The following is a 24,599-nucleotide window of genomic DNA, read 5'->3' on the forward strand; positions in this document are numbered from 1 at the left end:
GAAGGCTCAGGATTTGACCGGAATCCAGATTTCGACCTCGCCATTGCCGCTCTGCGGATCGAAGCGCTCGTCATAGAGCTCGTAGCAGGGGCCTTCCGTCAGGCTGTGGCCGGATTTCGGCAGCCAATCCCGGAAGATCGTGTCGAAGCTGGCCTTGATCGCGCTGATATGCTCGCGATGGGTGAAGACCGCGTAGCTCTGGGCCGGAATCCGCACCCGCGCGAAATCGTCGGACAGGCCGTCGAAGCCTTTGACCTCCACGCCGGCGATATAGTCGAAGGCGCCGTTGTCATCGGCGTTCACGCAGACGCCGTAGCTCGTCATTCCGCCGGCCTGTCCGGGCACATGCCCGATATGCGGGGCGAAACGCTGCCAGAGCGAGGGAATGCCGGCAGTGCTCGTCTCGTAAGTGAAATGGCCGCCGAGACCGGCGACGAGAAGGCTCTTGCCTTCGACGAAACGCGGCGGTGCGAGGGGGAGAGTGGGCATGCTGGTCATCAGGATCGGCTCCACGAGATTCAGGCCTTCGAGATCGCCCCTGTCGCGCAATTGCTCCGGCGTGATGCCGAACTGATCGCGGAAGGCGCGGGTGAATGCCTCGTGCGAGCCGTAGCCCCAGTCGAGCGCGACGGAGAGGATATCCGGCGCGCCGTCTGCCAGCTTGCGGGCCGCTTCGGTCAGCCGGCGCTCGCGCACATAGCGCATCACCGATCGACCGGTCGCGACCCCGAAGGCCCTGCAGAGATGGAAGCGCGAGACCCCGCCGACTTCGGCGATCTCGTCGAGCGAGATTCCCGAAGCGAAGCGGCTTTCGACGCACCAGACGGCTTTGGCGACAGGGTCCATGGTCTCCTCACGAAGGCACGCGGCACCGTGACCGATCGTTCCGGCGGCCGCTTGATCGCGCTTGCTGCGACCGCAACGCGAAGGCTCTAGCCCGCCCGCAGCAGCCGGATCGCAACATCCCGCTCGAACAGATAGAGCAGGATGCGCATCGCCTGGCCACGCGGCGTCTCCAGATGCGGGTCGCGCTCGATCATGAGACGCGCATCGTCACGTGCCGCCGCCAGCAGGTCGCCATCGGTTTCCGGGCGCGCGATGCGCCAGTCCGGCGAGCCCGATTGCTTGGTGCCGAGTACCTCGCCTTCGCCGCGCAGACGCAGGTCCTCCTCGGCGATGCGGAAGCCGTCCTCGGTCTCGCGCATGATGGTGAGCCGCGCCTCGGCGACCGGGCCGAGCGGCCCCTTGTAGAGCAGCAGGCAGGTCGACGCCGCCGAGCCGCGCCCGATCCGTCCGCGCAGCTGATGGAGCTGGGCAAGGCCGAAGCGCTCGGCATGCTCGATCACCATGACGCTGGCGTTGGGCACGTCGACCCCGACCTCGATCACCGTGGTTGCGACGAGAATGCGGGTCTGGCCCGCGACGAAGGCGGCCATGGCCGCATCCTTCTCGCGTCCGGGCATCTGGCCATGCAGGAGCCCCACCTTGTCGCCGAAGATCTCGCGCAGCGCCTCGTAGCGCTCCTGCGCGGCAGCGACGTCCAACGTGTCGGATTCCTGCACCAGCGGGCAAACCCAATAGACCTGCTGGCTGGTCTCCACCGCCCGGCCGATGGCGCCGACGACCTCGTCATAGCGCTCGGAGGAGATGGCGCGGGTCACGATCGGTTTCCGCCCCGCCGGCTTCTCCGAGAGGATCGAGACATCCATGTCGCCGAACCAGGTCAGCGCCAGCGTGCGCGGGATCGGCGTCGCGGTCATCACCAGCACGTCGACGGCCTCGCCTTTGGAGCCGAGAAGCAGGCGCTGATGCACGCCGAAGCGATGCTGCTCGTCGACGACGGCGAGCGCCAGATCGTGGAAGCCGACGCCCTCCTGGAACAGCGCGTGAGTGCCGACCGCTATGTCGATGCTGCCATCAGACAGCCCTTCGAGCACCTGCCGTCGTCCGGCGCCCTTCTCGCGCCCGGTGAGCAAAGCGAGCTTCAGCCCGGCCTTCTCGGCCAGCGGCGCCAACCGCTCGGCATGCTGGCGCGCCAGGATTTCGGTCGGCGCCATCAGCACCGATTGCCGGCCGGCCTCGGCAGCGGCGGCCATCGCCATCAGGGCCACCACCGTCTTCCCCGAGCCGACATCGCCCTGCAGCAGCCTGAGCATGCGCTCGGGCTTGGCCATGTCGGCATGGATATCGGCGATCGCCTTGCGCTGGCCCTCGGTCAGTTCGAAGGGCAGGGCGGATTGGATGCGGAAGCGCACCCCGCCATCGCCGCTGGTGGCGCGCCCGGCGATCTTCTTCTGCTGGCGGCGAACGAGAGCGAGGGCGATCTGGCTCGCCAGCAATTCGTCATAGCCGATGCGCCGGCGCGCGACGGTGTCGCCCTCGGCCGCCTTGCGATCGGCCGGATGATGCAGCGTCTCGACCGCTTCATGGAAGCTGGGGAAGTCGTTCTTTGCGAGGAAGCCGGCATCCTGCCATTCCGGCATGTCCGGGCAGCGCTCGGCGGCGCCCTGCGCGATCCGCATCATGACGCGGGGGCCGATTCCCTCGGTCAGCGGGTAGACCGGCTCGAAGGCCGGCAGGGTGGATGCGAGCTTGGGGTCGAGGATGCGCTCGGGATGCACCATCTGGCGCATCCCTTCCCAAAGCTCCAGCTTGCCGGAAATGATGCGGAAGGCGCCAACCGGCAGGTTCTGGGCGAGATGCCTGGAATCGGCATGGAAGAAGACGAGCGTGACGTCGCCGGTCTCGTCCTCGACGATCACGCGATAGGGCGCCTTGCCCTTGCCGGGCGGGCCGGCGCGATGTTCGCTGACGCGGGCGGTGAAGGTCGCGACGTCGCCGATCGGCGCATCCGCGATGGTGGGGCTCGGGCGCCGGTCGATGGCGCCGCTCGGCAGATGGAACAGCAGGTCGACGACGCGCGCCGGCTGCATCTCGTCGCCGAGGAAGCGGTCGAGAACCTTGCCGAGCTTCGGCCCGACGCCGGGAAGCGTCGTGGCCAGTGCGAAGAGCGGGTCGAGGATCGAGGGGCGCAAGTGGTCTCGGCAATTGTCAGGAGCGCGAAGATCGCGGCGGCTTGACCGCTGACTTCGCCGGGCTGCGTCGCTATATAGCCTGCTCAGGCAGGCTCCGCGACGGGGCCGGCCCGTTCGTCATTGCGCCATCCCCCAGGTTTTCGGACCTGACATTTTCTTGCCGAGGTTCTTCATGTCCGGCTCGACCCGCTCCAGCGCCGATCTCGATCCGCGCCGCCGCAAGATCCTCTTCCGCGCCTGGCATCGCGGCATGCGCGAAATGGATTTGATCATGGGTCGCTTCGCCGACGACGCGATCGCCGGCTTCGACGATGCCGAGCTCGACGAGTTCGAGCGGCTGATCGAGGTTCTGGATCGCGACCTGCTGAGCTGGGTGACCGGGGAAGCCGCAGTGCCCGAGAACTACGACACTGACCTGTTCCGGAAGCTCAAGGCTTTCCACCATCACGACAAGCCGATTCATGTCTGACCGGCCTGACAGCCGTCGTGGCCGGGCTTGACCCGGCCATCTCTGAATCGGAGCCGGCTCGTCCCGAGATTCTCGGGTCAAGCCCGAGAATGACGCCTTTTGGTAGAACGATACCCGTCCGATGAGCATTCCTCCTCCCAGCCAGATCGCCAAACCGCAGCTCGACCGTCTGCTCGATGCGCTGAACCGCGGCGACAAGCCGACGCTTGCCGGCGTGCCGGACGGATTCGACGCCGTCGTCCTCGCCGACCTCACCCGCGCCCGCGCCAAGAAGGCCGAAGGGGCGGCGCTGCTCGTCTTCGTCGCCCGCGACGGCCAGCGCCTGCAGGTGCTGGAAAACGCGCTGCAATTCGTCGCGCCGGACCTGGAAGTGATGAGCTTCCCGGCCTGGGACTGCCAGCCCTATGACCGCGTCTCGCCCGCGCCCGCCATCGTGGCGCACCGGATGACGACGCTGTCGCGCCTCGCCAAGACCAAGTCGGGCGAGCGGCCGCGCCTGTTGCTGACCACCGTCAACGCCGCGCTCCAGCGCGTTCCGGCTTTCGGCAAGGTGGCGTCGGAAAGCTTCTCGGCAGCCCCCGGCAACATGGTCGATATCGAGGAGCTGGCGCCCTGGCTCGACATCAACGGCTATCTGCGCACCTCGACCGTGCGCGAGACCGGCGAGTTCGCCGTGCGCGGCGGCATCGTCGATCTCTTCCCGCCGGGCATGCCGGCGCCGATCCGGCTCGATTTCTTCGGCGACAGCCTCGAATCGATCCGCACCTTCGACCCCGAGACACAGCGCACCACCGGGCAATTGCGCGGGCTCGACCTCGTGCCCATGTCCGAAGCGCAGATGACGAGCGAGAGCATCCGCCGCTTCCGCCAGTCCTACATCTCGACCTTCGGCACGCCTGGCCGCGACGACACGCTTTACGAAGCGGTCAGCGAAGGCCGCCGCCCCGCCGGGCTCGAGCACTGGCTGCCGCTGCTGGCGGAGAAGCTCGACACGCTCTTCACCTATCTGCCCGACGTACCGCTGGTGCTCGACCATCAGGCGGAGGATGCGGTCGGCGAGCGCATCAGCCTGATCAAGGACTATTACGACGCCCGCAAGGCGGCGCTGGACCAGGGCGGGGCAGGGGGCGTTCCCTACAAGCCGCTCCCGCCCGACGCGCTCTATCTGTCGCCGGCCGATTGGCGCGGCGTCGTCGATGCCTCGGGCGTCGCCAGCCTGACACCGTTCCAGTTGCCCGACAGCGAGGGCAAGCTCGTCCTCGATCTCGGCGGCAAGCAGGGTCGCAGCTTCGCGGCCGAGCGCGCCGGTGATTCCGGCAGCGTCTTCGAGGCGGCGGTCGCCCATGTCCGCGCGCTCGAAGGCGACGGCAAGCGGGTCATCCTCGCCGCCTGGTCGGAGGGTTCGCGCGAGCGCCTTGCCCATGTGCTCGAGGACCATGGCCTGAAGAGCGTCCAGATGACGGGCTCTCTGCGCGCGGCCTTCGATCTCAAGCCCGGTACGGTCGCGCTCGCGGTCTGGGGTTTCGAGACCGGCTTCGAGGCCGGACGCCTCGCGGTCATCGGCGAGCAGGACATCCTCGGCGATCGCCTGGTGCGTCCGCGCCGCAAGACCAAGCGCCCGCAGGACTTCATCGCGGAGCTCTCCTCGCTCGCGCCGGGCGACCTCGTCGTCCATGTCGATCACGGCATCGGCCGCTTCATCGGCCTGCAATCGATCACGGCCGCCGGCGCGCCGCATGACTGCCTGGAGATCCATTACGCCGGCGATTCGAAGCTCTTCCTGCCGGTCGAAAACATCGAATTGCTCTCGCGCTACGGCTCGGAAGACACCGAGGTCGCGCTCGACCGGCTGGGCGGTGGCGGCTGGCAAGCGCGCAAGGCCAAGCTCAAGCAGCGCATCCGCGAGATGGCGAGCAAGCTCATCCAGATCGCAGCGGCGCGCGCGCTCAAGGATGCGCCGCGCCTCGTCCCGCCGGCCGGCGTCTACGACGAGTTCATTGCCCGCTTCCCCTATGAGGAGACGGAAGACCAGCAGAACACCATCGATGCCGTGCTCGACGATCTCGGCGCCGGCCGGCCGATGGATCGGCTCGTCTGCGGCGATGTCGGTTTCGGCAAGACCGAGGTCGCATTGCGCGCCGCCTTCGCCACCGCCTTGAACGGCAAGCAGGTCGCTGTCGTGGTGCCGACGACGCTGCTCGCCCGCCAGCACTACCGCAATTTCGCGGATCGTTTTGCCGGCTTACCTGTCAATGTCGGGCAGGCCTCGCGCTTCGTCGGCAGCGCCGATCTCAAGGCGGTGAAGCAGGGCGCGAAGGACGGCACGATGGACATCGTCGTCGGGACCCACGCACTGCTCGGCAAGGGCGTCGACTTCAAGGATCTCGGCCTCGTCATCGTCGACGAGGAGCAGCATTTCGGCGTCGCCCATAAGGAGAAGCTGAAGGAGCTGCGGGCCGAGGTGCATATGCTCACCCTCTCGGCCACGCCGATCCCGCGCACGCTCCAGCTCGCCATGACCGGTGTGCGTGAGCTCTCGATCATCGCGACCCCGCCGGTCGACCGCCTCGCGGTGCGCACCTTCGTCACGCCGTTCGATCCGCTGATTGTGCGCGAGGCGCTGCTGCGCGAGCGTTACCGGGGAGGGCGCTCCTTCTATGTCGTACCGCGCATCGAGGACATCGCCGAGGTCAAGGACTTCCTCGACAAGCAGGTGCCCGAGGCCAAGGTCGGCATCGCCCATGGCCAGATGGCGGCAGGCACGCTGGAAGATGTGATGACCGCCTTCTATGACGGCCAGTACGATATCCTGCTCTCGACCACGATCGTCGAATCCGGGCTGGACATCCCGACCGCTAACACGCTGATCGTGCATCGCGCCGACATGTTCGGCCTCGCCCAGCTCTATCAGCTGCGCGGGCGCGTCGGCCGTTCGAAGACGCGCGCCTATGCGCTCTTCACCGTGCCGGCCAACCGGAAGCTGACCGAGCAGGCCGAGAAGCGCCTCAAGGTGCTGCAGTCGCTCGACACGCTCGGCGCCGGCTTCCAACTCGCCAGCCACGACCTCGACATCAGAGGCGCCGGCAACCTGCTCGGCGACGAGCAGTCAGGCCATATCAAGGAAGTCGGCTACGAACTCTACCAGCAGATGCTCGAGGAAGCGGTGGCGGCGCTCAAGGCCGGCATCGAGTTCGAGACCGAAACGCAATGGTCGCCATCGATCCAGGTCGGCGCGCCCGTGATGATCCCCGAGCACTATGTCGGCGATCTCTCGCTCCGGCTGTCCCTCTACAAGCGCCTTTCGACCATGGACGACGATGCCGAGTTGCAATCCTTCGGCGCCGAGCTGGTGGACCGCTTCGGCCCGCTGCCGGAGGAGGTCAATCAGCTTCTGGAGATCGTCGCGATCAAGGCGCTCTGCAAGCGCGCCAATGTGGAGAAGGTCGAGGCCGGGCCGAAGGGTATCATCGTCGCCTTCCGCGACAACGAGTTCGCCAATCCGGAAGGGCTGGTCTCCTATGTCGCGAAGATCGGCACGCTGGCGAAGGTGCGCCCCGACATGCGCGTCGTCTTCATCGACGATTTCGACAATGTCGAGCAGCGCCTGAAGGCAACGCGGCGGTTGCTAACGGATCTGGCGCGGATCGCACAAAGGAAGAAAGCGGCCTGAGCGGGCGCTTCATGGAGCGGTCATTCTCGGGCGGAGCAAAGCGAAGACCCGAGAATCTCATGCAGGAAAGGGCGCGTTCTCGTCCTGAGATGCTCGGGTCAAGCCCGAGCATGACGAACTATGAGAGGGCCGGCCCTCTACATATCGAAGAAGACCGTCTCGTTCTCGCCGGCCAGATTGATATCGAGCCACCAGGTTCCGTCCGGCTTGCGCTGGGCGACCAGGGTGTGACGGCGCGGTTCGGGGACCAGAGCGAGGATCGGGTCGGTCTCGTTGCCCTCGCCATCGGCGAAGTAGAGCCGGGTCGGCAAACGCTTCAGCAACCCGCGGCCGAAGACCGAGAGCGCGATATGCGGCGCCTGCAGGCTGTTGCCGGGGCCGGGCACGCGGCCGGGCCGGATCGTGCGAAAGCGGAAGACGCCGTCCTTGTCGGTCGAGGCGCGACCGAAGCCGATGAAATGCCCGTCGAGGGGAACCTCCTCGCGGGCGTCCTCGGGGCTGGCGTAGCGACCGGCGGCATTGGCCTGCCAGATCTCGATCATGGCGTCGTTGATCGGCGCGCCCGCAGCGTCGTAGACGCAGCCGGCAAGCGCGATGACCTCCCCCTCCGGCGTGCCGGAGAGGTTCGAGCCCGAGAGCAGGAAATGCTCCGGCGGCATCAGGTCCGGCCGCGCGCCCATTTCGGAACGGCCTACCAGATCGGCGCCGCCCTTCCAGGGCAGGCCGTAGTGGAAATACGGACCCACCGTCTGCCACGGTGTCTGGCCGAAGATCGACGGGTCCTGGCTGTCCTGCCGCGGCGCCGCATTGCGGCTTTCCAGATCGGTGATTGCTAGATCAGTGGTCGTGGTCATGCTCGTCGTCGAACGGCGTCTCGTCGCGGCCCTTGAGCACGATGTCGAAAACATAGCCCAGCGCCCAGTTCGGCACGGTGGTGCCGATATCGAAGCGTGAGACCATGCGCTGGCGGTAGGGCATCGGCACCGCGTTGGCGATCGGGTCGATCTCGATCAGCGGATCGTCGGGGAAATACATCTGGGTCACGAGCCGCGTGGCGAAGGCCGGCCCCAGCAGCGAAAGATGGATATGGGCCGGGCGCCAGGCGTTCTTGTGGTTGCCCCAGGGATAGGCGCCGGGCCGGATCGTGACATAGCGATAGCGGCCCTGATCATCCGTGATGACGCGGCCGACACCGGTGAAGTTCGGATCGAGCGGCGCCGGCCAGTCATCCTTGGCATGGATATAGCGGCCGGCGGCATTGGCCTGCCAGATCTCGACCACGGTGTTGGGAACAGGCCTCGCCTGCTCGTCGAGCACCCGGCCGGTGACCACGATGCGCTGGCCCTGAGGCTCGGCCTTGTGCTGGGCGGTGAGGTCGGTCATCGCCGGGCCCATCAGCTTCGCCCAGTCGCTCGGACCGGTGATCTCGGTCAGCGTCTGCGGGATCGCGATCGGCTGATGGCGCGGGCTGCGGGCCACGGTCGAACGATACTCCGCATGCAGCGAAGCCGGTTGGCCGGCATCCAGCGCCGAATAGGGAAGGATCAGGCTGCTCATCGGGAAGGGCTTCTCGCGAACATGTCGACGCGTCTCTCCTCAACCATGGCTCGGCGCCGGCACCGTGATCGGCCGGGCGAGCCTCGCCTGCGCGGTCAGGCGGATGCCGGCATTGGCAGCACCGTAGCCCGCATAGCCGTCGCGCTGGACGATCTCGAAGAACAATCCGCCATCGAGCGTCTGCGTATAGGCCTGCCGGAAGCTGCCGCCCGCATCGCTATCATAGAGAATGTTCAACGTCTTCATCGCGTCGATCTCCTGCGCCGTCAGGTCGGAGCGTGCCTCTAGGTCATCGTAGTAATTCTCGGGGATCGGTAGCATGGCGACGCCATTCGCGGCCAGCCGCTCCACCGTCGTCGCGATATCGTGAGTCGCGAAGGCGATGTGCTGCACGCCGGAGCCGAAGAAGTCGGTGATGAAGCGGGCCGAGAGCGTGCGATGGCTCTGCGAGCCGTTGAGGATCAGCCGAAGGCCGTGATCGGCCTTCCCGTCGAGGCCGCTCTCGATGACCTGGCTCTGGACGACACCGCCGGGATCCAGCACTGCCTGGCTCGGCGTCTTCCTGGTCTCGAGCAGCGAGGAATAGAACAGCAGCCAGGTCAGCATTTCCTCGTACTGCATGCTCTGCGAGACATGGTCGACGCCGGCGAGGCCGGCGCCCGCGTCGCTCTCATCCGTCGGCGCGAAATCGACTTGCGACCAGCGGCCGAGCGCCGAGGCCCGGTCGAGGAAATAGACGAGGCTGCCACCGAGACCGCGCACGGCGGGGATGTCGAGCTCGCCGGGGCCGATCGCTCCGGCATGGGGCACGTCGAGCAGGGCCTTGGCCCGTGCGATCGCAGCCTGCGCGTCCGGCACCCGCAGAGCCAGCGCGCAGACCGAGGTGCCATGCGTGATCTGGTAGCTATGGGCGAAACCATCAGCCTCGCTGTTCAGCACGATGCGGATATCGCCCTGGCTCCACAGATCGACATCCTTCGAGCGATGCGCGCCGGTGCGGCCGAAGCCGAGCGCGCGCAGCAGCTTCTCGAAGCCCGGGCGTTCCGCTTCGGAGACGGCGAATTCGATGAACTCGACAGCCTCGACCGGACCGGGCGGCGGCATCGCGACAGCACCGGGCACGGGCTTGCCGCTCTGCCGCGCGGTCTCGTCGAGCAGCCATATCAGCGAGCGATGGCCATCGAGAGCCACCGAGCGGGCTGAGCCGGCGCGGAAGCGGTCGTTGAAGATTTCAAGCGAGAGCACGCCGTCATAGCCGGTCGAGACCAGCGCGCGCATGAAACCGGAGAGATCGAGATCGCCCTGTCCGGGCAGGCAGCGCCAATGCCGGCTCCAGGAGAGCGGGTCCATCTGCAGCAGCGGCGCGTCGGCCATCTGCACCATCGCGATCTTGTCGCGCGGGATCGTGCCGATCGCCGAGAGGTCGAGCCCGCGCGCCAGGATATGGAAGCTATCGAGCACGATTCCAACCTCCGGCCGATTCGCCCGGCGCACGATCTCCCAGGCGTCGCGGTAGTCGAAGACGTGACGCCCCCAGGCCAGCGCCTCGTAGCCGACACGCAGGCCGCGTTTGCCGGCCCGCTCGCCGAGCTCGGCGAAATCGGCCGCAAGTCGGTCGATGCCGGCCAGCGCTTCGGGCGAGACGGTCGAGCAGACGAAGAGCAGATCGGTTCCGAGTTCCTGCAGCAGGTCGAACTTGCGCTCGGCCCTGTCGAAGACGCGTTGGCGGCGGCCTTCCGGCATGCCCTCGAAATCGCGGAAAGGCTGGCAGGTGACGATCGTCAGGCCGAGATCGCCGCAGATGCGCCGGACCTCCGTCGGAGAGCCGGGGAAGGCGATCAGGTCGTTCTCGAAGATCTCGACTGCCTTGAAGCCGGCGGTGGCGATGGCCTCGAGCTTTTCCTGCAGCGTGCCGGAGACGCAGACGGTGGCGATCGATGGAATCACGACGTGCCTCCTCTCAACCCAGCTTTGCCACGGCGCGGAGGTCCTCGGCCGTGGTCGAGGGCAGGCCGAAGAATTCCAGATAGGCCGGGATCTGCTCGAACAGCATATCGGTGCCGACCTGCACCGCACAGCCGCGCTCGCGGGCTGCGGCCAGAAACGGCGTGATCTCCTGCGCCATCACCACCTCGCCGACGAAGGCGGAGGAGGGCAGGCGGCCAGTATCGAGCGGCAGCGGGTCGCCGGGCTTCATGCCGAGAGGCGTCGCGTTCACGACGATGTCGAATCCATCAGGATCGTTCGAGCCGGTGGCGACGCGCAAGGCGGGATAATGCGCGGTCAGCCGCCGGCCGAGCTCTTGGGCAGCCGTTCCCATTTGATCGTAAAGGCCTAGTTCGGCGACGCCAGCTCTGGCCAACGAGGCGGCGATCGCCGAGCCGACACCGCCGGCGCCGACGACGAGCGCGCGGGCGCCTGCAACGCTGCGCCCCTTGCGCAGCATGCCGCGCACGAAGCCTTCGCCGTCGAACATGTCGCCGGTCAGCCGTCCGTCGGCCTCGCGCCGCACCGCATTGCAGGCGCCGGCGATGGCAGCGGTCGGCAGCAGCGTGTCGACCAGCCCGATCGTTGTGACCTTGTGCGGCATCGTCACCAGCGCGCCATGGGCATTGGAGAGCCGGAAGAACAGCTTCAGGAAATCGGGATAGTCCTCGCTGCGGCAGCCCAGCGGCATGACGACGGCGTCGATCCCTTCGCGTTCGAAATAGGGATTGTAGATCAGGGGCGCCTTGAAGCTCTCGGTCGGGAAGCCGATATGGCCGATCATCCGGGTTCTGCCGCTGATCATGCGCCGACCCTCTCCGGAGCGGGCTCGGCCGAAACCTCGACCGCGCCGCCCGAGCGCGCCGCCTGCTTCACGGCCTCGATGACGGCGAGCGTTGCGAGGCCTTCACGCCCCGAGACGAGCGGTTCCTCCTCGCCGCGGATGACGGCGCAGAAGTGCCGGATCTGTGCCTGGAGCGGGTCTTCCGGAACGAAGGGGATGCGCTCCCGCTGCAGCGGCTCCCACCAACCGCGCTTGTCGGAATGGCTCCACAGTTCCAGCTGCGGGATCGTCAGCGATCCATGGGTGCCGCCGATCTGGTAGCAGGACTGGTCCTGCCGCGGATAGGCCGGGTTCTCGCCGGTCGTCAGCTCCCAGCTCCAGGGTGAAACCACCGCATCGGAAGCGCTGACCGCCCCAAGCGCGCCATTGGCGAAGCGCAGCAGGGCCACGGCGGTTTCCTCGGCCGGATTGCCGCGCACGGCATTGGAACTCTGCGCCTGTACGCCGGTGACCTCGCCGCAGAGATAGCGGAAGAGGTCGATGTCGTGGATCAGGTTGATCAGGATCGGCCCCGCGCCCTCCTGCCGGCGCCAGTCGACCTCGAAATAGTCGTCGGGCTTCACCAGCCAGAACTGTCCGGTCAGGGTCAGGATGCGGCCGAGTCTTCCGGCATCGATGGCCTCGCGTGCCTTGCGGATCATCGGGTTGTGGCGCCGGTGGTGCCCGACGAGGAGCGGCACGCCCGCCGCCTCCGCCGCCATGACCAGCTTGCGTGCGCCGTCCACACTGTCCGCGATCGGCTTTTCGACCAGCATCGGAATGCCGGCGGCGGCCAATTCCAGCCCGTTGGCGACATGGAGCTGGTTTGGCGTCGCGACGATGACGCCATCGGGCCTCTCGGCGACAGGAAAGCCGTCGAAGGCCGGATACCACGCCACGCCGATTTCGTCGGCGAAGGCCCGGCCCGTGGGAGCCGGATCGATGATCGCGCACAGGGTCGCGCCCGGCTCGGCCATGACATGTGCGGCATGGCGCTTGCCGATAAGCCCCGCACCCATCACCGCGATCTTCACCGGAGGCATCGGATTGATCCTCATGCAGCCTTGTCGTCGATGAGCTTGGCGACGCGCCGGAGCGCGAGCTGGTAGCCCTGCGTGCCGAAGCCGGCGATGACGCCATCGGAGCGCATCGAGACATAGGAATGGTGCCGGAAGGCCTCGCGCTTATGCACCTGCGAGATATGGCACTCGATCACAGGCCCCTCGAAGGTGTTGAGCGCATCGAGCAGCGCGACCGAGGTGTGGGTGAAGGCAGCCGGGTTGATGACGATGCCGCCGGCTTCCTCGCGAGCCTCATGAATCCAGTCTATGAGCTCGTATTCGCGGTTCGACTGATGGAAGCGCAGCGTCAGTCCGAGTTCCTCGGCAAGCGCGCGGCAGTCGCGCTCGACGTCGGCCAGGGTCTCATGCCCGTAGATGTCAGGCTGGCGCTTGCCGAGCAGATTGAGGTTCGGGCCGTTGAGGACATAGACGAGGCGTGACATCGATAGCGTTTCCGTTGGCACTCGGGCCGGTTCGGTTCAGTGCTTGTGCAGGATCTCGCCGAGAAACTTCCGCGTCCGCTCCTGGCGCGGATTGCGGAAGAACTCTTCCGGCGGGGCTTCCTCGACGATGGCGCCGCTGGCCATGAAGATGACGCGATTGGCCACCTGCCGGGCAAAGCCCATCTCATGGGTGACGCAGATCATGGTCATGCCTTCGTCGGCCAGCGCGATCATGGTGTCGAGCACCTCCTTGACCATCTCGGGGTCGAGCGCCGAGGTCGGCTCGTCGAACAGCATCACCTTGGGCTTCATGCAGAGAGCGCGCGCGATCGCGACGCGCTGCTGCTGGCCGCCCGAGAGCTGGGCCGGGTATTTGTCTGCCTGCTCAAGGATCTTGACCCGGCCGAGCAGCTTTCGCGCCGTGGCCTCGGCCTCGGCTTTGCTGGCACCGAGCGAGCGCATCGGCGCCAGCAAGCAGTTCTGCAGCACCGTCATGTGCGGGAACAGGTTGAAGTGCTGGAAGACCATGCCGACCTCGCGGCGCACCGCGTCGATGGTCCTGGCATCGTCTCCGAGCTTCGTGCCGCCGACCCGGATCTCACCCTTCTGGTATGCCTCCAGACGATTGATGCACCGGATCAACGTCGATTTGCCGGAGCCCGACGGCCCGCACAGGACGATGCGCTCGCCCTTGCGGACCGTGAGGTTGATGTCGGCCAGGGCCTGGAAGTCGCCATACCATTTCTCGACATCCATCATGGCGATCATGGCATCCGCCGAAGCGGCGCTCTGGGGGGCAGGCTGGTTCATGGCCCTGGCTCCGGTCGTTTACGCGCTCAGCTCGCGGTGAAGGTGATGCCTTCCAGGCTGTCCGGGAACTTGTGCACCGGCACCTTCATCCACTTGTCGTAGACCTTCTGCAGCTCGCCATTGGCCTTGATCTTGTCGACGAAAGTGTTGATCGCGGCGTTGATTTCCTTCTCGCCGAGGCGGGTGCAGGCGCCGTTGTAGAGGTTCTGGAATTCGAGCTTGTTCTCGAACTCGCCGGGCCGGCCCTGCTCGATGCGCTGCATGTAGAAGATGTTGCCGCCGAGCGCCTGGACCTGGCCGGAGACCAGCGCCTGGATCGAGGGCGCATCGCCGTCATAGCGGCGGATCGTGGTGTTGGCCGGCGCGTTCTTGGTCACCTGCGTGTCCTGCGCGGCGCCCTTGGCGACGCCGATCGTGTAGCGCGCCATGTCCTCGTTGGTCTTGATCGAGTCCTTCTTGGGGCCGATCAGCACGATGGTGTTGGCGACATAGGGCTTCGAGAACTGCACCGCCTTGGCACGCTCCGGCAGCATGGCCATGGTGGCGAACAGCACGTCGACGCGCCCGGTCGTCAGCGCCGGAATGCGGTTGTTGACCTCGAGCGGCACGAACTCGACCTGCACGCCGAGCTCCTTGGCGAAGAGCGTCGCGATATCGGCGTCGAGACCGTCCTGCTTGCCGGCGCTGGTGACGAAGCCCCAGGGCGGGTTGTCGCCCTGGATGCCGACGACGAGCTTGCCCTTGGCCTTGATCTCGGCCGGGGTGATGGCGAGGGCAGGGGTGCCGAGCAAGGCCGGCAGGGCAAGAGCGGCGGCACCGGCGATCAGCAGGCTGCGGCGGGTGGACTTCATCTTCGTCATGTTTCTCTCCCTTTTTTGGTTGGTGGTTGGACTAGGTGGTGAACCGTTTGCTTATCGCGATGCGATGGCCAGGCGACGCTCCAGATGCGAGCCGTAGAGCGAGAGCGGCCAGCAGAGCAGGAAGTAGAGGATGCCGACGATCCCGAAGACGAGGAGCGGCTGGAAGATCTGGTTGGAGACGATGTTGCCGGCGCGCGTCAGCTCGGTGAAGCCGACGATGGCCGCGAGCGAGGTGCCCTTGATCAGCTGGACGAGGAAGCCGATCGTCGCCGGCAGCGAGATGCGGATCGCCTGCGGCAGGATCACGTCCCGCGTCCGCGAGACGTAGCCGAGGCTCAGTGCCTTAGCGGCCTCGGTCTGCCCCTTCGGCACAGCCTCGATCGAACCGCGCCAGATCTCGCCGAGATAGGCGCTGGCATGCAGGGTGAAGCCGATCGCGACCGCGACCCAAGCGTCAAGTCTCAGCCCGACCAGTGCCAATCCATAATAGACGACGAAGAGCTGCATCAGCAGCGGCGTGCCCTGGAAGAGCGCGATGTAGCCGGCAGTTACGCGTTCCAGCGCGGAAATGCCGGAGGTGCGCGCCAGCGCGACGCCGAGGCCTGAGACCGAGCCGAAGACGAAGCCGATCGCAGACAGCGCGATGGTCCATTTCAAGCCGGTGAGAAGGAAGAGGAATTCGTTCCAGCCCATGGCGCCCTCACTTCACCGGATAGCTGAAGTAGCGGGCGGAGACCTGCGCGAAGAAGCGCATCATCACCCAGGAAATCACGAGGTAGAACAGCGTGATCGTGCCGTAGACCTCGAAGGAGCGGAAACTGTTGGACTCGATCCGCTGCGCCACCGAGGTCAGCTCATAGGCCGAGATGGCCGAAGCCACGCTGGTCGTCAGCGTCAGCAGCACGAACTGGCTGGTGAGCGAAGGAAAGATCGCGCGCAACGCCGGCTTCAGCACGATCAGCCGGAAGACCTGCGCCTTATGCAGGCCGAGCGCGAGGCCAGCCTCGATCTGCCCCTTGCTGATCGACTGCACGCCGCCGCGGATGATCTCGATGGCATAGGCACCGCCATTGATGCCGAGCGCGATGATCGCGGTCGGTGTCGGGTCGAGCCGCAAGCCCGCCAGCGGCAGCGCGAAATAGATGAAGAAGATCTGCACCAGGAAGGGTGTGTTGCGGATCACCTCGACGAAGGCCTTCACCAGCCAGCGTACCGGGGCGAAGCGCGAGTCGCGCAGGATCACGCCGCCGATGCCGATGACGATGGCGAGAGCCATGCCGCAGAGCGCGAGCAGGAAGGTGCCGAGGCAGCCCATCAGCAGATCGGGCAACCCCTCGATCACCGGGGCGAAGTCGAGCTTGTAGTTCATGGCGCTTCCCTGAGCGGCCGACCTTCTCGATGGGGTCGATCCGGGTCCCGTCTGTCCTCGCGGCCCTTCTTGTCGAGGGCCTTGTCTGCAACGCACCAGCTTGCGCGGTGCCCACATCATGCTAAATGTACCAGTTAGTTCATTTGGTCAAGCGAAATTAACCGGCCTGTCCAATTGGGCATCGTCGCCGGCAAGTGGGGCCGCATGGGCTCTGGTGGAATATGAGCAAAGCAGCGACCACACCTCAGAAGCCGAGCCGCAAGGCGGCGTCCTGGACCCAGGACCCGGAAGGCGTGCGCCGCAGCATCCTCGAAGCGGCGCGAGTGGAGTTCGTCGAGAACGGGCTCAGCGGCGCGCGCGTCGACGAGATCGCGGCCAAGACTGCCACCAGCAAGCGGATGATCTACTACTATTTCGGCGACAAGGAGGGGCTCTATCGCGCCGTCCTCGAGGAGATGTACGAGCGCATTCGGCGCTTCGAACGCAGCCTCGACCTTGCCAATCTGGGGCCGGAGGAGGCGATCGCCCTGCTCACCGGCTTCACCTTCGACTACCACGCCGAGAACCCGGATTTCGTCCGGATGGTGATGATCGAGAACATCCATCACGCCCGGCACCTCGCCACCTCCGACCGGATCTCCACGCTCAACCTCTCGGCGATCGACATGATCCGCGAGGCTTACAAGCGTGGCGTATCGGACGGCACGTTCCGGGCCGGGATCGAGGCGATCGACATCCATCTGACGATCAGCGCGCTCGCCTTCTACAACGTCTCGAACCGTGCCAGCATCCAGCAGGTCTTCGGCCACGACATGGGCGCGCCCGAGGCGCTGGCGCGCCGAAGGGCCGCGGCGATTGACACCGTGCTGCGCACGCTGCGCCGCTGAGAGCCGCCGTTCCATGCCGGCGATCCGGCTGTCGGCGGCTGATGTCATCATCAGCCTTCCACCATGCCGGCCATCGCCTGGATCGCGATCTCGTAGCCCGCGGCGCCGAGCCCGATGATGATCCCGGTCGCGGTCCGTGAGACCAGCGAGTTGTGGTAGATGCTCTCCCGCGCATGCACGTTCGAGATGTGCAGCTCGATCTTGGGGCGCTCGAACATCTTGAGCGCATCGAGCAGGGCAACCGAGGTGAAGCTGTAGCCGGCCGGGTTGATGATGATCCCGCAGGCCTCCTGGCGCGCCTGGTGCACGCTCTCGACCAGCTCACCCTCGAAATTGGTCTGGCGAAAATCCACCGTGAAGCCGAGCGCCTTCGCCTTAGCCTCGCAGCGCTCGCCGATCTGCGCCAGCGTGGTGGTGCCATAGACCGCCGGCTCGCGTTGCCCGAGCAGGTTCAGGTTCGGCCCGTTCAGGATGTAGATGCAGCCGCGCCCACGCTGTTCGCCAGCGTGCCCGGCCGGCTTCTCGCTTGCCGACATCGCGTCCTCCCGGGACTGATCTGGAACGGAACTCATGGCCCCGATCCACTTCTTATGCGGCCGATCTTATCGAGGCCCGATCGCAGATCAACTGATAATTTTTGAATCATCAGCTAATTCATGAAAGACCAGCTTTTCTTGTTGGTCGGCGCGGCAGGGCGGCCTATCTTCAACCAGACAAGGCGATGCGAGGCGGAATGACGGAAGCAGCACTCGATATCGGCGGCGATGACGTCGCCGCGCTTTCGACGGGCGAGCAGGCCTATGAGCGGATCCGGCAGGACATCGTGTTCGGCCGCCTGCAGCCGGGCCAGAGGCTGACGCTGGACAAGCTGCGCTCCGTCTATGGTGTCGGCATCAGCACCTTGCGCGAGATCTTGAACCGCCTGACTCCGGAGGGGCTCGTTGTCGCCGAAGGGCAGCGTGGCTTTCAGGTCGCGCCATGCTCGGCCCGCGACCTCAAGGAGCTTGCCGATCTCCGCCTGCTGATCGAGAGCCATGCCCTCGCGCAATCCTTCGCGGCGGGCGACATGGAGTGGGAAGGGCGCGTCGTCGCCGCCCATCACAAGCTCGCCCGCATGGAGGAACGGCTGCTCGCGGGCGACGATTCCGGCACGCAGCAATGGAAGCGCTACGATTTCGAATTCCATCAGGCGCTGGTGTCCGCCTGCGGCTCGAAGGCGCTGCTCGATCTCCATGCGGGGATCTACGAGCGCTATCTGCGCTATCAGATGGTTTTCTTCATCTTCTGGGGGCCAGCCTCGATCGGCGAGCACCGCGCCTTGCTCGACTGCGCGTTGCGCCGCGACGCCACCGAGGGACAGCGGCTCCTGCACGGCCATATCCATGGCTGCATCGACGTCGCCTTCGAGCGAGGCCTTCTGGATTGACGGGCCGGCCACGCGGTGCCCGAATGGAGACTTCTTCATCGAGCGAGTTGACCCGGGCCACATGGCTCCGTATGTGAGCGCCTCGGTGAGGGCGGGTAGCTCAGTGGTAGAGCACGTGACTTTTAATCATGTGGTCGTGGGTTCGATCCCCACCCCGCTCACCAGTGCAGCAGGCGTCTCGCTTCGCGCCGCGCGTTAACCGGTCGGAAACCAAGCCTCCGTAGCGTGGTGCCATGGTTATCCGCCGCGGCCTCCGCTCCATCTTCGTGACATTGGCGCTCTATCTCGTGTCGGGAGCGGCCGTCGCCTATTTCATGTTCCATGCGCAGCATGGCGCTCGTGGTCTCGAGGCACGAGGCGCCGTCAGGGAATCGCTGCGCGACATGGAGGCCGAGCTCGCCGCGCTTGTGACCGAGCGCAAATCCTGGGAGCATCGGCTCGCCCTCGTGCGGGACGAGGCCGTGGACCGCGACCTGCTGGAAGAGAACGCGCGCAGCACCCTCGGCCGCACTCATAAGAACGACGTAGTCATCATGGGCCGCTGAGCTCTAACGATACGGCACATAGTCCCAGACGTATCGATTAACTGAAAACCAGTTACGCATGGAGTTTCTCGTTTTTTCAACGAGTTAGATCATGCTGCATTGCGAGATAGCGTCCTCGCCAAGGTTTTTGCGATCCTCTACAACAAAGGTCGAACGATCTTGGAGGGCCGCCTGATGGCTGTTGCTGCGCGTAAGTCGAAAGCTCCCGCTCAACCGAAAGCCGCCGCGAAGCCGGCAAAGGCAAGAGCCGCCAAGGAAGGAGCGGGAAAGACCTCCGCCCTCAGCAACGCGCCGACCTTCACCAAGGAAGAAGACCTCCACGCCTATCGCGAGATGCTGCTGATCCGGCGCTTCGAGGAAAAAGCCGGCCAGATGTACGGCATGGGGCTGATCGGCGGCTTCTGCCATCTCTATATCGGCCAGGAAGCCGTCGTCATCGGCATGCAGATGGCCTCCAAGGACGGCGACCAGGTCATCACCGGCTATCGTGACCACGGCCACATGCTGGCCTGCGGCATGGAATCGCGCGGCGTGATGGCGGAGCTGACCGGCCGACGCGGCGGCTATTCGCGCGGCAAGGGCGGCTCCATGCACATGTTCTCGCGTGAGAAGAACTTCTACGGCGGCCACGGCATCGTCGGCGCGCAGGTCTCCCTCGGCACGGGCCTGGCCTTCGCCGACTGGTACCGTGGCGACAACACGGTATCGATGACCTATTTCGGCGACGGCGCCGCCAATCAGGGCCAGGTCTACGAGAGCTTCAACATGGCCCAGCTCTGGAAGCTGCCGGTCATCTTCATCATCGAGAACAACCGCTATGCCATGGGCACCGCGGTGAGCCGCGCCTCGGCCCAGACGGATTTCTCCCGCCGGGGCGTCTCCTTCGGCATCCCCGGCGAGCAGGTCGACGGCATGGACGTACGCGCCGTGCGCGAGGCAGGACAGCGTGCGATCGAGCACGCCCGCTCCGGCAAGGGGCCCTACATCCTGGAGATGCAGACCTATCGCTATCGCGGCCACTCGATGTCGGACCCGGCGAAATACCGCTCCAAGGACGAGGTCCAGCGCATGCGCGAGGAGCATGATCCGATCGAGCAGGTGAGGGCGCGCCTCGTCCGCGATTTCCAGATCGGCGAGGACGAGCTGAAGGCGGTGGATGCGAAGGTCCGCGAGATCGTCAACGACGCGGCCGAGTTCGCGACGCATGATCCCGAGCCCGATCCGTCGGAGCTCTACACCGACATCCTGCTGGAGCCGGCGCAGGGCTGAGCCCGCGCCCGCCTCGTCCTTTCCCCGCGTCTCAGAATCCGGGTGCGTTCATGCCGATCGACATTCTCATGCCTGCCCTTTCCCCCACCATGGAGGAAGGAAAACTGGCCAAGTGGCTGAAAAAAGAGGGCGATCAGGTCAAGTCCGGTGACATCATCGCCGAGATCGAGACCGACAAGGCGACCATGGAGGTCGAGGCGGTCGATGAGGGCATCCTCGCCAAGATCCTCGTCGCCGACGGCACCGAGAACGTCGCGGTCAACACGCCGATCGGCGTGATCGCGGCCGAGGGCGAAGATGTCAGCGCGGCTGCGAGCGGCGGCGGCAAGGCCGCGGCTCCCGAGAAGGCGCCGGAGCCCAAGGCGGAAGCCAAGCCCGAGGCGAAGACAGAGGATGTGCCGGCGGCCAGCAAGCCCGACACGGTGCCGGCCCAGGCCAAGGCCTATGATGCCTCTTCCGAATTCCCGGCAGGCGCCGAGATCGTCAGCCAGACGGTCCGAGAGGCGCTGCGCGACGCGATGGCCGAGGAGATGCGCCGTGACGGCGATGTCTTCGTGATGGGCGAGGAGGTCGCGGAATATCAGGGCGCCTACAAGGTAACCCAGGGCCTGCTGCAGGAGTTCGGGGCTAAGCGCGTCATCGATACGCCGATCACCGAGCATGGCTTCGCCGGCATCGGCGTCGGCGCCGCGTTGTCCGGTCTGAGGCCGATCGTCGAGTTCATGACCTTCAACTTCGCCATGCAGGCGATCGACCACATCATCAACTCCGCCGCCAAGACGCTCTACATGTCCGGCGGCCAGATGGGCGCACCGATCGTGTTCCGCGGACCGAACGGCGCGGCGGCACGCGTCGGCGCCCAGCACAGCCACGACTATGCCGCCTGGTATTCGAACGTACCCGGTCTCAAGGTCGTAGTGCCCTACAGCGCCTCCGACGCGAAGGGCCTGCTGAAGAGCGCGATCCGCGACCCCAACCCGGTGATCTTCCTCGAAAACGAGATCATGTACGGCAAGTCCTTCGACGTGCCGAAGGGCGACGACTTCCTGATCCCGATCGGCAAGGCCAAGGTGGTGCGCTCCGGCACGGACGTGACCATCGTCTCCTTCGGCATCGGCATGACCTATGCGCTCGGTGCCGCCGAGGCGCTGGCCAAGGAAGGCATCGAGGCCGAGGTCATCGATCTCCGCACCATCCGCCCGATGGATATCGAGACGGTCGTCGCATCCGTGCAGAAGACCAATCGCTGCGTCGCGGTGGAGGAGGGCTTCCCGCAGTCCGGCGTCACCGCCGAGATCGGCATGAAGATCATGGAGGCGGCCTTCGACTATCTCGACGCGCCCGTCATCCGCGTCACCGGCAAGGACGTGCCGATGCCTTACGCGGCGAACCTCGAGAAGCTCGCGCTTCCGAACATCGGCGAGGTCGTCGCGGCGGCCAAGGCCGTCTGCTATCGCTGAGAGAGGGCTGACCGATGCCGACGAACATCCTGATGCCCGCGCTCTCTCCCACGATGGAGAAGGGCAATCTCGCCAAGTGGCTGAAGAAGGAAGGCGACACGATCAAGTCCGGCGACATCATCGCCGAGATCGAGACCGACAAGGCCACCATGGAGGTCGAGGCGGTCGACGAGGGCATCCTCGCCAGGATCGTGGTGCCGGAGGGCACGGCCGATGTCGCCGTCAATGAGATCATCGGCGTGATCGCCGGCGAGGGCGAGGACGCCAAGAGCGTCTCGGCCCCCGCCAAGGGCGACGCTCCGAAGGCGGAGGCCCCCAAGGCCGAGCCTGCGAAGGCTGAAGCCCCCTCGGCCGCACCCGCTCCCGCCAAGGCGGCCGACGCGCCCACCGCATCCGCGCCGGCGAAATCCGACGGCAGCCGCTCCTTCGCCTCGCCGCTGGCACGCCGCATCGCCAAGGACGCAGGGCTCGACCTCGCCGCCATCGCCGGCTCCGGCCCGCATGGCCGCATCGTCGAGAAGGACGTCGAGGCTGCAAAGAAGGGCGGCGGAGCTAAGGCTGCAAGCACACCTGTCCCCCAGACAAGTGCGCCATCCGCCCAGAAGCCTGCTGCCGCGCCCCTTGCGGCCGGCCCCTCCGACGAGCAGGTCAAGAAGCTGTTCGCGCCGGGCTCCTATGAGGAGATCCCGCATGACGGCATGCGCAAGACCATCGCGCGCCGCCTGACCGAAGCCAAGCAGACCGTTCCGCATTTCTACGTCACGGTCGATTGCGAACTGGACGCGCTGCTGAAGCTGCGCGCCGAGCTCAACGCCGCCGCGCCGGAGAAGGACGGCAAGCCGGCCTACAAGCTCTCGGTCAACGACATGGTCATCAAGGCGCTGGCTCTGGCGCTCAAGGCCGTGCCGGACGCGAACGTGTCCTGGACCGACAACACCATGCTCAAGCACAAGCACGCCGATGTCGGCGTCGCGGTCTCGATCCCCGGCGGCCTGATCACGCCGATCATCCGCGACGCCTGCCACAAGACGCTGTCGCAGATCTCCAACGAGATGAAGGACATGGCGGCGCGGGCCAAAGCCCGCAAGCTGAAGCCCGAGGAGTATCAGGGCGGCACCACGGCGGTCTCGAACCTCGGCATGTTCGGCGTCAAGGACTTCGCGGCCATCGTCAATCCGCCGCATGCGACGATCCTCGCGGTCGGAGCCGGCGAGCAGCGCGTCGTCGTGAAGGGCGGCCAGCCCGCCGTCGCGACGGTGATGTCGGTGACGCTCTCGACCGATCACCGCGCGGTCGACGGCGCGCTCGGCGCAGAGCTTCTTGCGGCGTTCAAGGGCTATATCGAAAAGCCCATGGCGATGCTGGTCTGAGCGGCGGGAGACACACCATGGCTGACTACGACGTCATCATCATCGGCTCCGGCCCCGGCGGTTATATCGCCGCGATCCGCGCCGCGCAACTCGGCTTCAAGACCGCGATCGTCGAGCGCGAGCATCTTGCCGGCATCTGCTCGAACTGGGGCTGCATCCCGACCAAGGCGCTGCTGCGCTCGGCTGAGATCCTGCATTACGGCCAGCATGCCAAGGATTACGGGCTGGTGCTGGAAGGCTCGTTCAAGGCCGATCTCGATGCCGTCGTGAAGCGCTCTCGCGGCATCGCCGTGCGGATGAACAACGGCGTCCAGTTCCTGATGAAGAAGAACAAGGTCGATGTGATCTGGGGCGAGGCCAAGCTGACCAAGCCCGGCACGATCGCCGTCGCGCCGACCAAGAAGCCGGCGATGCAGCCGCAAGGGCCGGTGCCGAAGGGCGCCAAGGGCGAGGGCACCTACACCGCCGACCACATCATCGTCGCGACCGGCGCCCGGCCGCGCGCGCTGCCCGGCCTCGAGCCCGACGGCAAGCTGATCTGGACCTATTTCGAGTCGATGGTCCCGGCCAAGATGCCGAAGTCGCTGCTGGTGATGGGCTCCGGCGCCATCGGCATCGAGTTCGCCTCCTTCTACCGCACGATGGGCGTCGAGGTGACGGTGGTCGAGGTGCTGCCGCAGGTCGTTCCCGTGGAGGATGCCGAGATCGGCGCCTTCGCACGAAAGGCCTTCGAGAAGCAGGGCATGAAGATCCTGACCGGCGCGAAGGTCACCATGGTCGAGAAATCAGCCGACTCCGTCACCGCCCATATCGAGGACGAGAAGGGCGGCAAGCAGACCATCACTGCCGATCGCATGATCTCGGCCGTCGGCGTCGTCGGCAATATCGAGAACATCGGTTTGGAAGCGCTCGGCGTGAAGACCGATCGCGGCTGCATCGTCATCGACGATGTCTGCCGGACCAACGTCAAGGGCATCTACGCCATCGGCGACGTCGCCGGCCCGCCGATGCTGGCCCACAAGGCCGAGCACGAGGCAGTGATCTGCGTCGAGGCGATCAAGGGTTTGCACCCGCACCCGATGGACAAGCTGATGATCCCGGGCTGCACCTATTGCCACCCGCAGATCGCCAGCGTCGGCCTGACGGAGGCGAAGGCCAAGGCCGCCGGCCATGAGATCAAGGTCGGGCGCTTCAACTTCGTCGCCAACGGCAAGGCCGTTGCGCTGGGCGAGGATTCAGGCCTGGCGAAGACGATCTTCGACGCCAAGACCGGCAAGCTCCTTGGCGCGCATCTGGTGGGCCCGGAAGTCACCGAGCTGATCCAGGGCTTCGTCGTCGCGATGAACCTCGAGACGACCGAGGAAGAGCTGATGCACACCATCTTCCCGCATCCGACCCTGTCGGAAGTGATGAAGGAGAGCGTGCTGGACGCCTACGGCAAGGTGCTGAACGCCTGAGGCTCTGCTCTCCCCGGGGCGCGGCTGTCGCCTTGGACAATAGCGCGTCATGCTGGGACTTGCCCCGAGGATCTCGTGACGAGATGGCGGCTGAGCCTCCTT

The 24,599-nt window shown here is 66.0% G+C and carries 22 protein-coding genes and 1 tRNA gene; 10 read left to right on the plus strand and 13 right to left on the minus strand.

The window, feature by feature from the left end; all coding sequences use genetic code 11:
- Positions 1 to 6 precede the first annotated feature (6 nt).
- On the minus strand, positions 7 to 846 hold the full coding sequence (locus AC1DVA_RS03155; protein ID WP_476804939.1) for an AraC family transcriptional regulator: 840 nt from the start codon (positions 844 to 846) through the stop codon (positions 7 to 9).
- Between the two features lie 86 nt (positions 847 to 932).
- Positions 933 to 3,035, minus strand: coding sequence for an ATP-dependent DNA helicase RecG (gene recG / locus AC1DVA_RS03160; RefSeq protein ID WP_476804940.1), 2,103 nt, complete (start codon positions 3,033 to 3,035; stop codon positions 933 to 935).
- Between the two features lie 172 nt (positions 3,036 to 3,207).
- Here recG and AC1DVA_RS03165 point away from each other — a divergent pair, with 172 nt between their 5' ends.
- Both AC1DVA_RS03165 and mfd read left to right on the plus strand, forming a co-directional pair.
- On the plus strand, positions 3,208 to 3,504 hold the full coding sequence (locus AC1DVA_RS03165) for an FAD assembly factor SdhE (RefSeq protein ID WP_476804941.1): 297 nt from the start codon (positions 3,208 to 3,210) through the stop codon (positions 3,502 to 3,504).
- 121 nt (positions 3,505 to 3,625) lie between these two features.
- Positions 3,626 to 7,174, plus strand: a complete 3,549-nt coding sequence (mfd, locus tag AC1DVA_RS03170) for a transcription-repair coupling factor (protein WP_476804942.1) — start codon at positions 3,626 to 3,628, stop codon at positions 7,172 to 7,174.
- 137 nt (positions 7,175 to 7,311) lie between these two features.
- Here the strand turns inward: mfd and pcaG are convergent, their stop codons facing one another.
- The 10 genes from pcaG to AC1DVA_RS03220 all read right to left on the minus strand — a co-directional run bounded on the left by pcaG (position 7,312) and on the right by AC1DVA_RS03220 (position 16,083).
- Entirely contained in the window at positions 7,312 to 8,028 is a 717-nt protein-coding gene (pcaG, locus tag AC1DVA_RS03175) for a protocatechuate 3,4-dioxygenase subunit alpha (RefSeq protein ID WP_476804943.1), read from the minus strand.
- Positions 8,012 to 8,731 carry a protocatechuate 3,4-dioxygenase subunit beta gene (gene pcaH / locus AC1DVA_RS03180; protein ID WP_476804944.1) on the minus strand — a complete coding sequence of 240 codons (720 nt, stop codon included), beginning with the start codon at positions 8,729 to 8,731 and terminating at the stop codon, positions 8,012 to 8,014. Before pcaH ends, pcaG begins: the two co-directional genes overlap by 17 nt.
- A gap of 39 nt (positions 8,732 to 8,770) precedes the next feature.
- Positions 8,771 to 10,678, minus strand: coding sequence for a bifunctional sugar phosphate isomerase/epimerase/4-hydroxyphenylpyruvate dioxygenase family protein (locus AC1DVA_RS03185; RefSeq protein ID WP_476804945.1), 1,908 nt, complete (start codon positions 10,676 to 10,678; stop codon positions 8,771 to 8,773).
- Between the two features lie 13 nt (positions 10,679 to 10,691).
- On the minus strand, positions 10,692 to 11,522 hold the full coding sequence (locus AC1DVA_RS03190; protein ID WP_265053414.1) for a shikimate dehydrogenase family protein: 831 nt from the start codon (positions 11,520 to 11,522) through the stop codon (positions 10,692 to 10,694).
- Positions 11,519 to 12,583, minus strand: coding sequence for a Gfo/Idh/MocA family protein (locus AC1DVA_RS03195; RefSeq protein ID WP_476804946.1), 1,065 nt, complete (start codon positions 12,581 to 12,583; stop codon positions 11,519 to 11,521). The genes AC1DVA_RS03190 and AC1DVA_RS03195 overlap by 4 nt, the downstream gene beginning before the upstream one ends.
- A gap of 11 nt (positions 12,584 to 12,594) precedes the next feature.
- Positions 12,595 to 13,044 (minus strand): type II 3-dehydroquinate dehydratase, encoded by a 450-nt coding sequence (gene aroQ, locus AC1DVA_RS03200; protein ID WP_476804947.1) that lies wholly within the window; start codon positions 13,042 to 13,044, stop codon positions 12,595 to 12,597.
- A gap of 36 nt (positions 13,045 to 13,080) precedes the next feature.
- A complete protein-coding gene (locus tag AC1DVA_RS03205) occupies positions 13,081 to 13,812 on the minus strand; it encodes an amino acid ABC transporter ATP-binding protein (protein ID WP_476805034.1) in 732 nt (243 codons plus the stop codon).
- Positions 13,813 to 13,880: 68 nt separating this feature from the next.
- Positions 13,881 to 14,714: a transporter substrate-binding domain-containing protein gene (locus tag AC1DVA_RS03210; RefSeq protein WP_265053417.1), complete on the minus strand. Its 834-nt coding sequence runs from the start codon at positions 14,712 to 14,714 to the stop codon at positions 13,881 to 13,883.
- Positions 14,715 to 14,765: 51 nt separating this feature from the next.
- Complete coding sequence (locus tag AC1DVA_RS03215) at positions 14,766 to 15,407, minus strand: amino acid ABC transporter permease (protein WP_265053418.1); 642 nt, start codon at positions 15,405 to 15,407, stop codon at positions 14,766 to 14,768.
- A gap of 7 nt (positions 15,408 to 15,414) precedes the next feature.
- Positions 15,415 to 16,083 carry an amino acid ABC transporter permease gene (locus AC1DVA_RS03220; RefSeq protein ID WP_476804948.1) on the minus strand — a complete coding sequence of 223 codons (669 nt, stop codon included), beginning with the start codon at positions 16,081 to 16,083 and terminating at the stop codon, positions 15,415 to 15,417.
- A 221-nt stretch (positions 16,084 to 16,304) separates the two neighbouring features.
- Here AC1DVA_RS03220 and AC1DVA_RS03225 point away from each other — a divergent pair, with 221 nt between their 5' ends.
- Positions 16,305 to 16,970, plus strand: coding sequence for a TetR/AcrR family transcriptional regulator (locus tag AC1DVA_RS03225; RefSeq protein ID WP_265053420.1), 666 nt, complete (start codon positions 16,305 to 16,307; stop codon positions 16,968 to 16,970).
- 50 nt (positions 16,971 to 17,020) lie between these two features.
- Here the strand turns inward: AC1DVA_RS03225 and aroQ (AC1DVA_RS03230) are convergent, their stop codons facing one another.
- A complete protein-coding gene (aroQ, locus tag AC1DVA_RS03230) occupies positions 17,021 to 17,506 on the minus strand; it encodes a type II 3-dehydroquinate dehydratase (RefSeq protein WP_265053421.1) in 486 nt (161 codons plus the stop codon).
- Positions 17,507 to 17,703: 197 nt separating this feature from the next.
- On the opposite strand from aroQ (AC1DVA_RS03230), the gene AC1DVA_RS03235 reads away from it, so the two are divergent.
- The 7 genes from AC1DVA_RS03235 (at position 17,704) to lpdA (ending at position 24,497) form a co-directional block, all read left to right on the plus strand.
- Positions 17,704 to 18,396: a GntR family transcriptional regulator gene (locus tag AC1DVA_RS03235; RefSeq protein WP_476804949.1), complete on the plus strand. Its 693-nt coding sequence runs from the start codon at positions 17,704 to 17,706 to the stop codon at positions 18,394 to 18,396.
- Between the two features lie 89 nt (positions 18,397 to 18,485).
- Positions 18,486 to 18,560, plus strand: a tRNA-Lys gene (locus AC1DVA_RS03240).
- A gap of 69 nt (positions 18,561 to 18,629) precedes the next feature.
- Positions 18,630 to 18,941 (plus strand): FtsB family cell division protein, encoded by a 312-nt coding sequence (locus tag AC1DVA_RS03245; protein WP_265053439.1) that lies wholly within the window; start codon positions 18,630 to 18,632, stop codon positions 18,939 to 18,941.
- Between the two features lie 174 nt (positions 18,942 to 19,115).
- Positions 19,116 to 20,210 carry a pyruvate dehydrogenase (acetyl-transferring) E1 component subunit alpha gene (pdhA, locus tag AC1DVA_RS03250; protein WP_265053440.1) on the plus strand — a complete coding sequence of 365 codons (1,095 nt, stop codon included), beginning with the start codon at positions 19,116 to 19,118 and terminating at the stop codon, positions 20,208 to 20,210.
- 50 nt (positions 20,211 to 20,260) lie between these two features.
- The gene (locus tag AC1DVA_RS03255; RefSeq protein WP_265053441.1) at positions 20,261 to 21,670 is read left to right on the plus strand and encodes a pyruvate dehydrogenase complex E1 component subunit beta; all 1,410 of its coding nucleotides are present in this window, start codon (positions 20,261 to 20,263) and stop codon (positions 21,668 to 21,670) included.
- 14 nt (positions 21,671 to 21,684) lie between these two features.
- Complete coding sequence (locus AC1DVA_RS03260; RefSeq protein ID WP_265053442.1) at positions 21,685 to 23,040, plus strand: pyruvate dehydrogenase complex dihydrolipoamide acetyltransferase; 1,356 nt, start codon at positions 21,685 to 21,687, stop codon at positions 23,038 to 23,040.
- Between the two features lie 17 nt (positions 23,041 to 23,057).
- Positions 23,058 to 24,497, plus strand: coding sequence for a dihydrolipoyl dehydrogenase (gene lpdA / locus AC1DVA_RS03265; RefSeq protein ID WP_476804950.1), 1,440 nt, complete (start codon positions 23,058 to 23,060; stop codon positions 24,495 to 24,497).
- Positions 24,498 to 24,599: the final 102 nt, after the last annotated feature.

This window comes from Allobosea sp. P4_C6 (genome assembly GCF_056402015.1).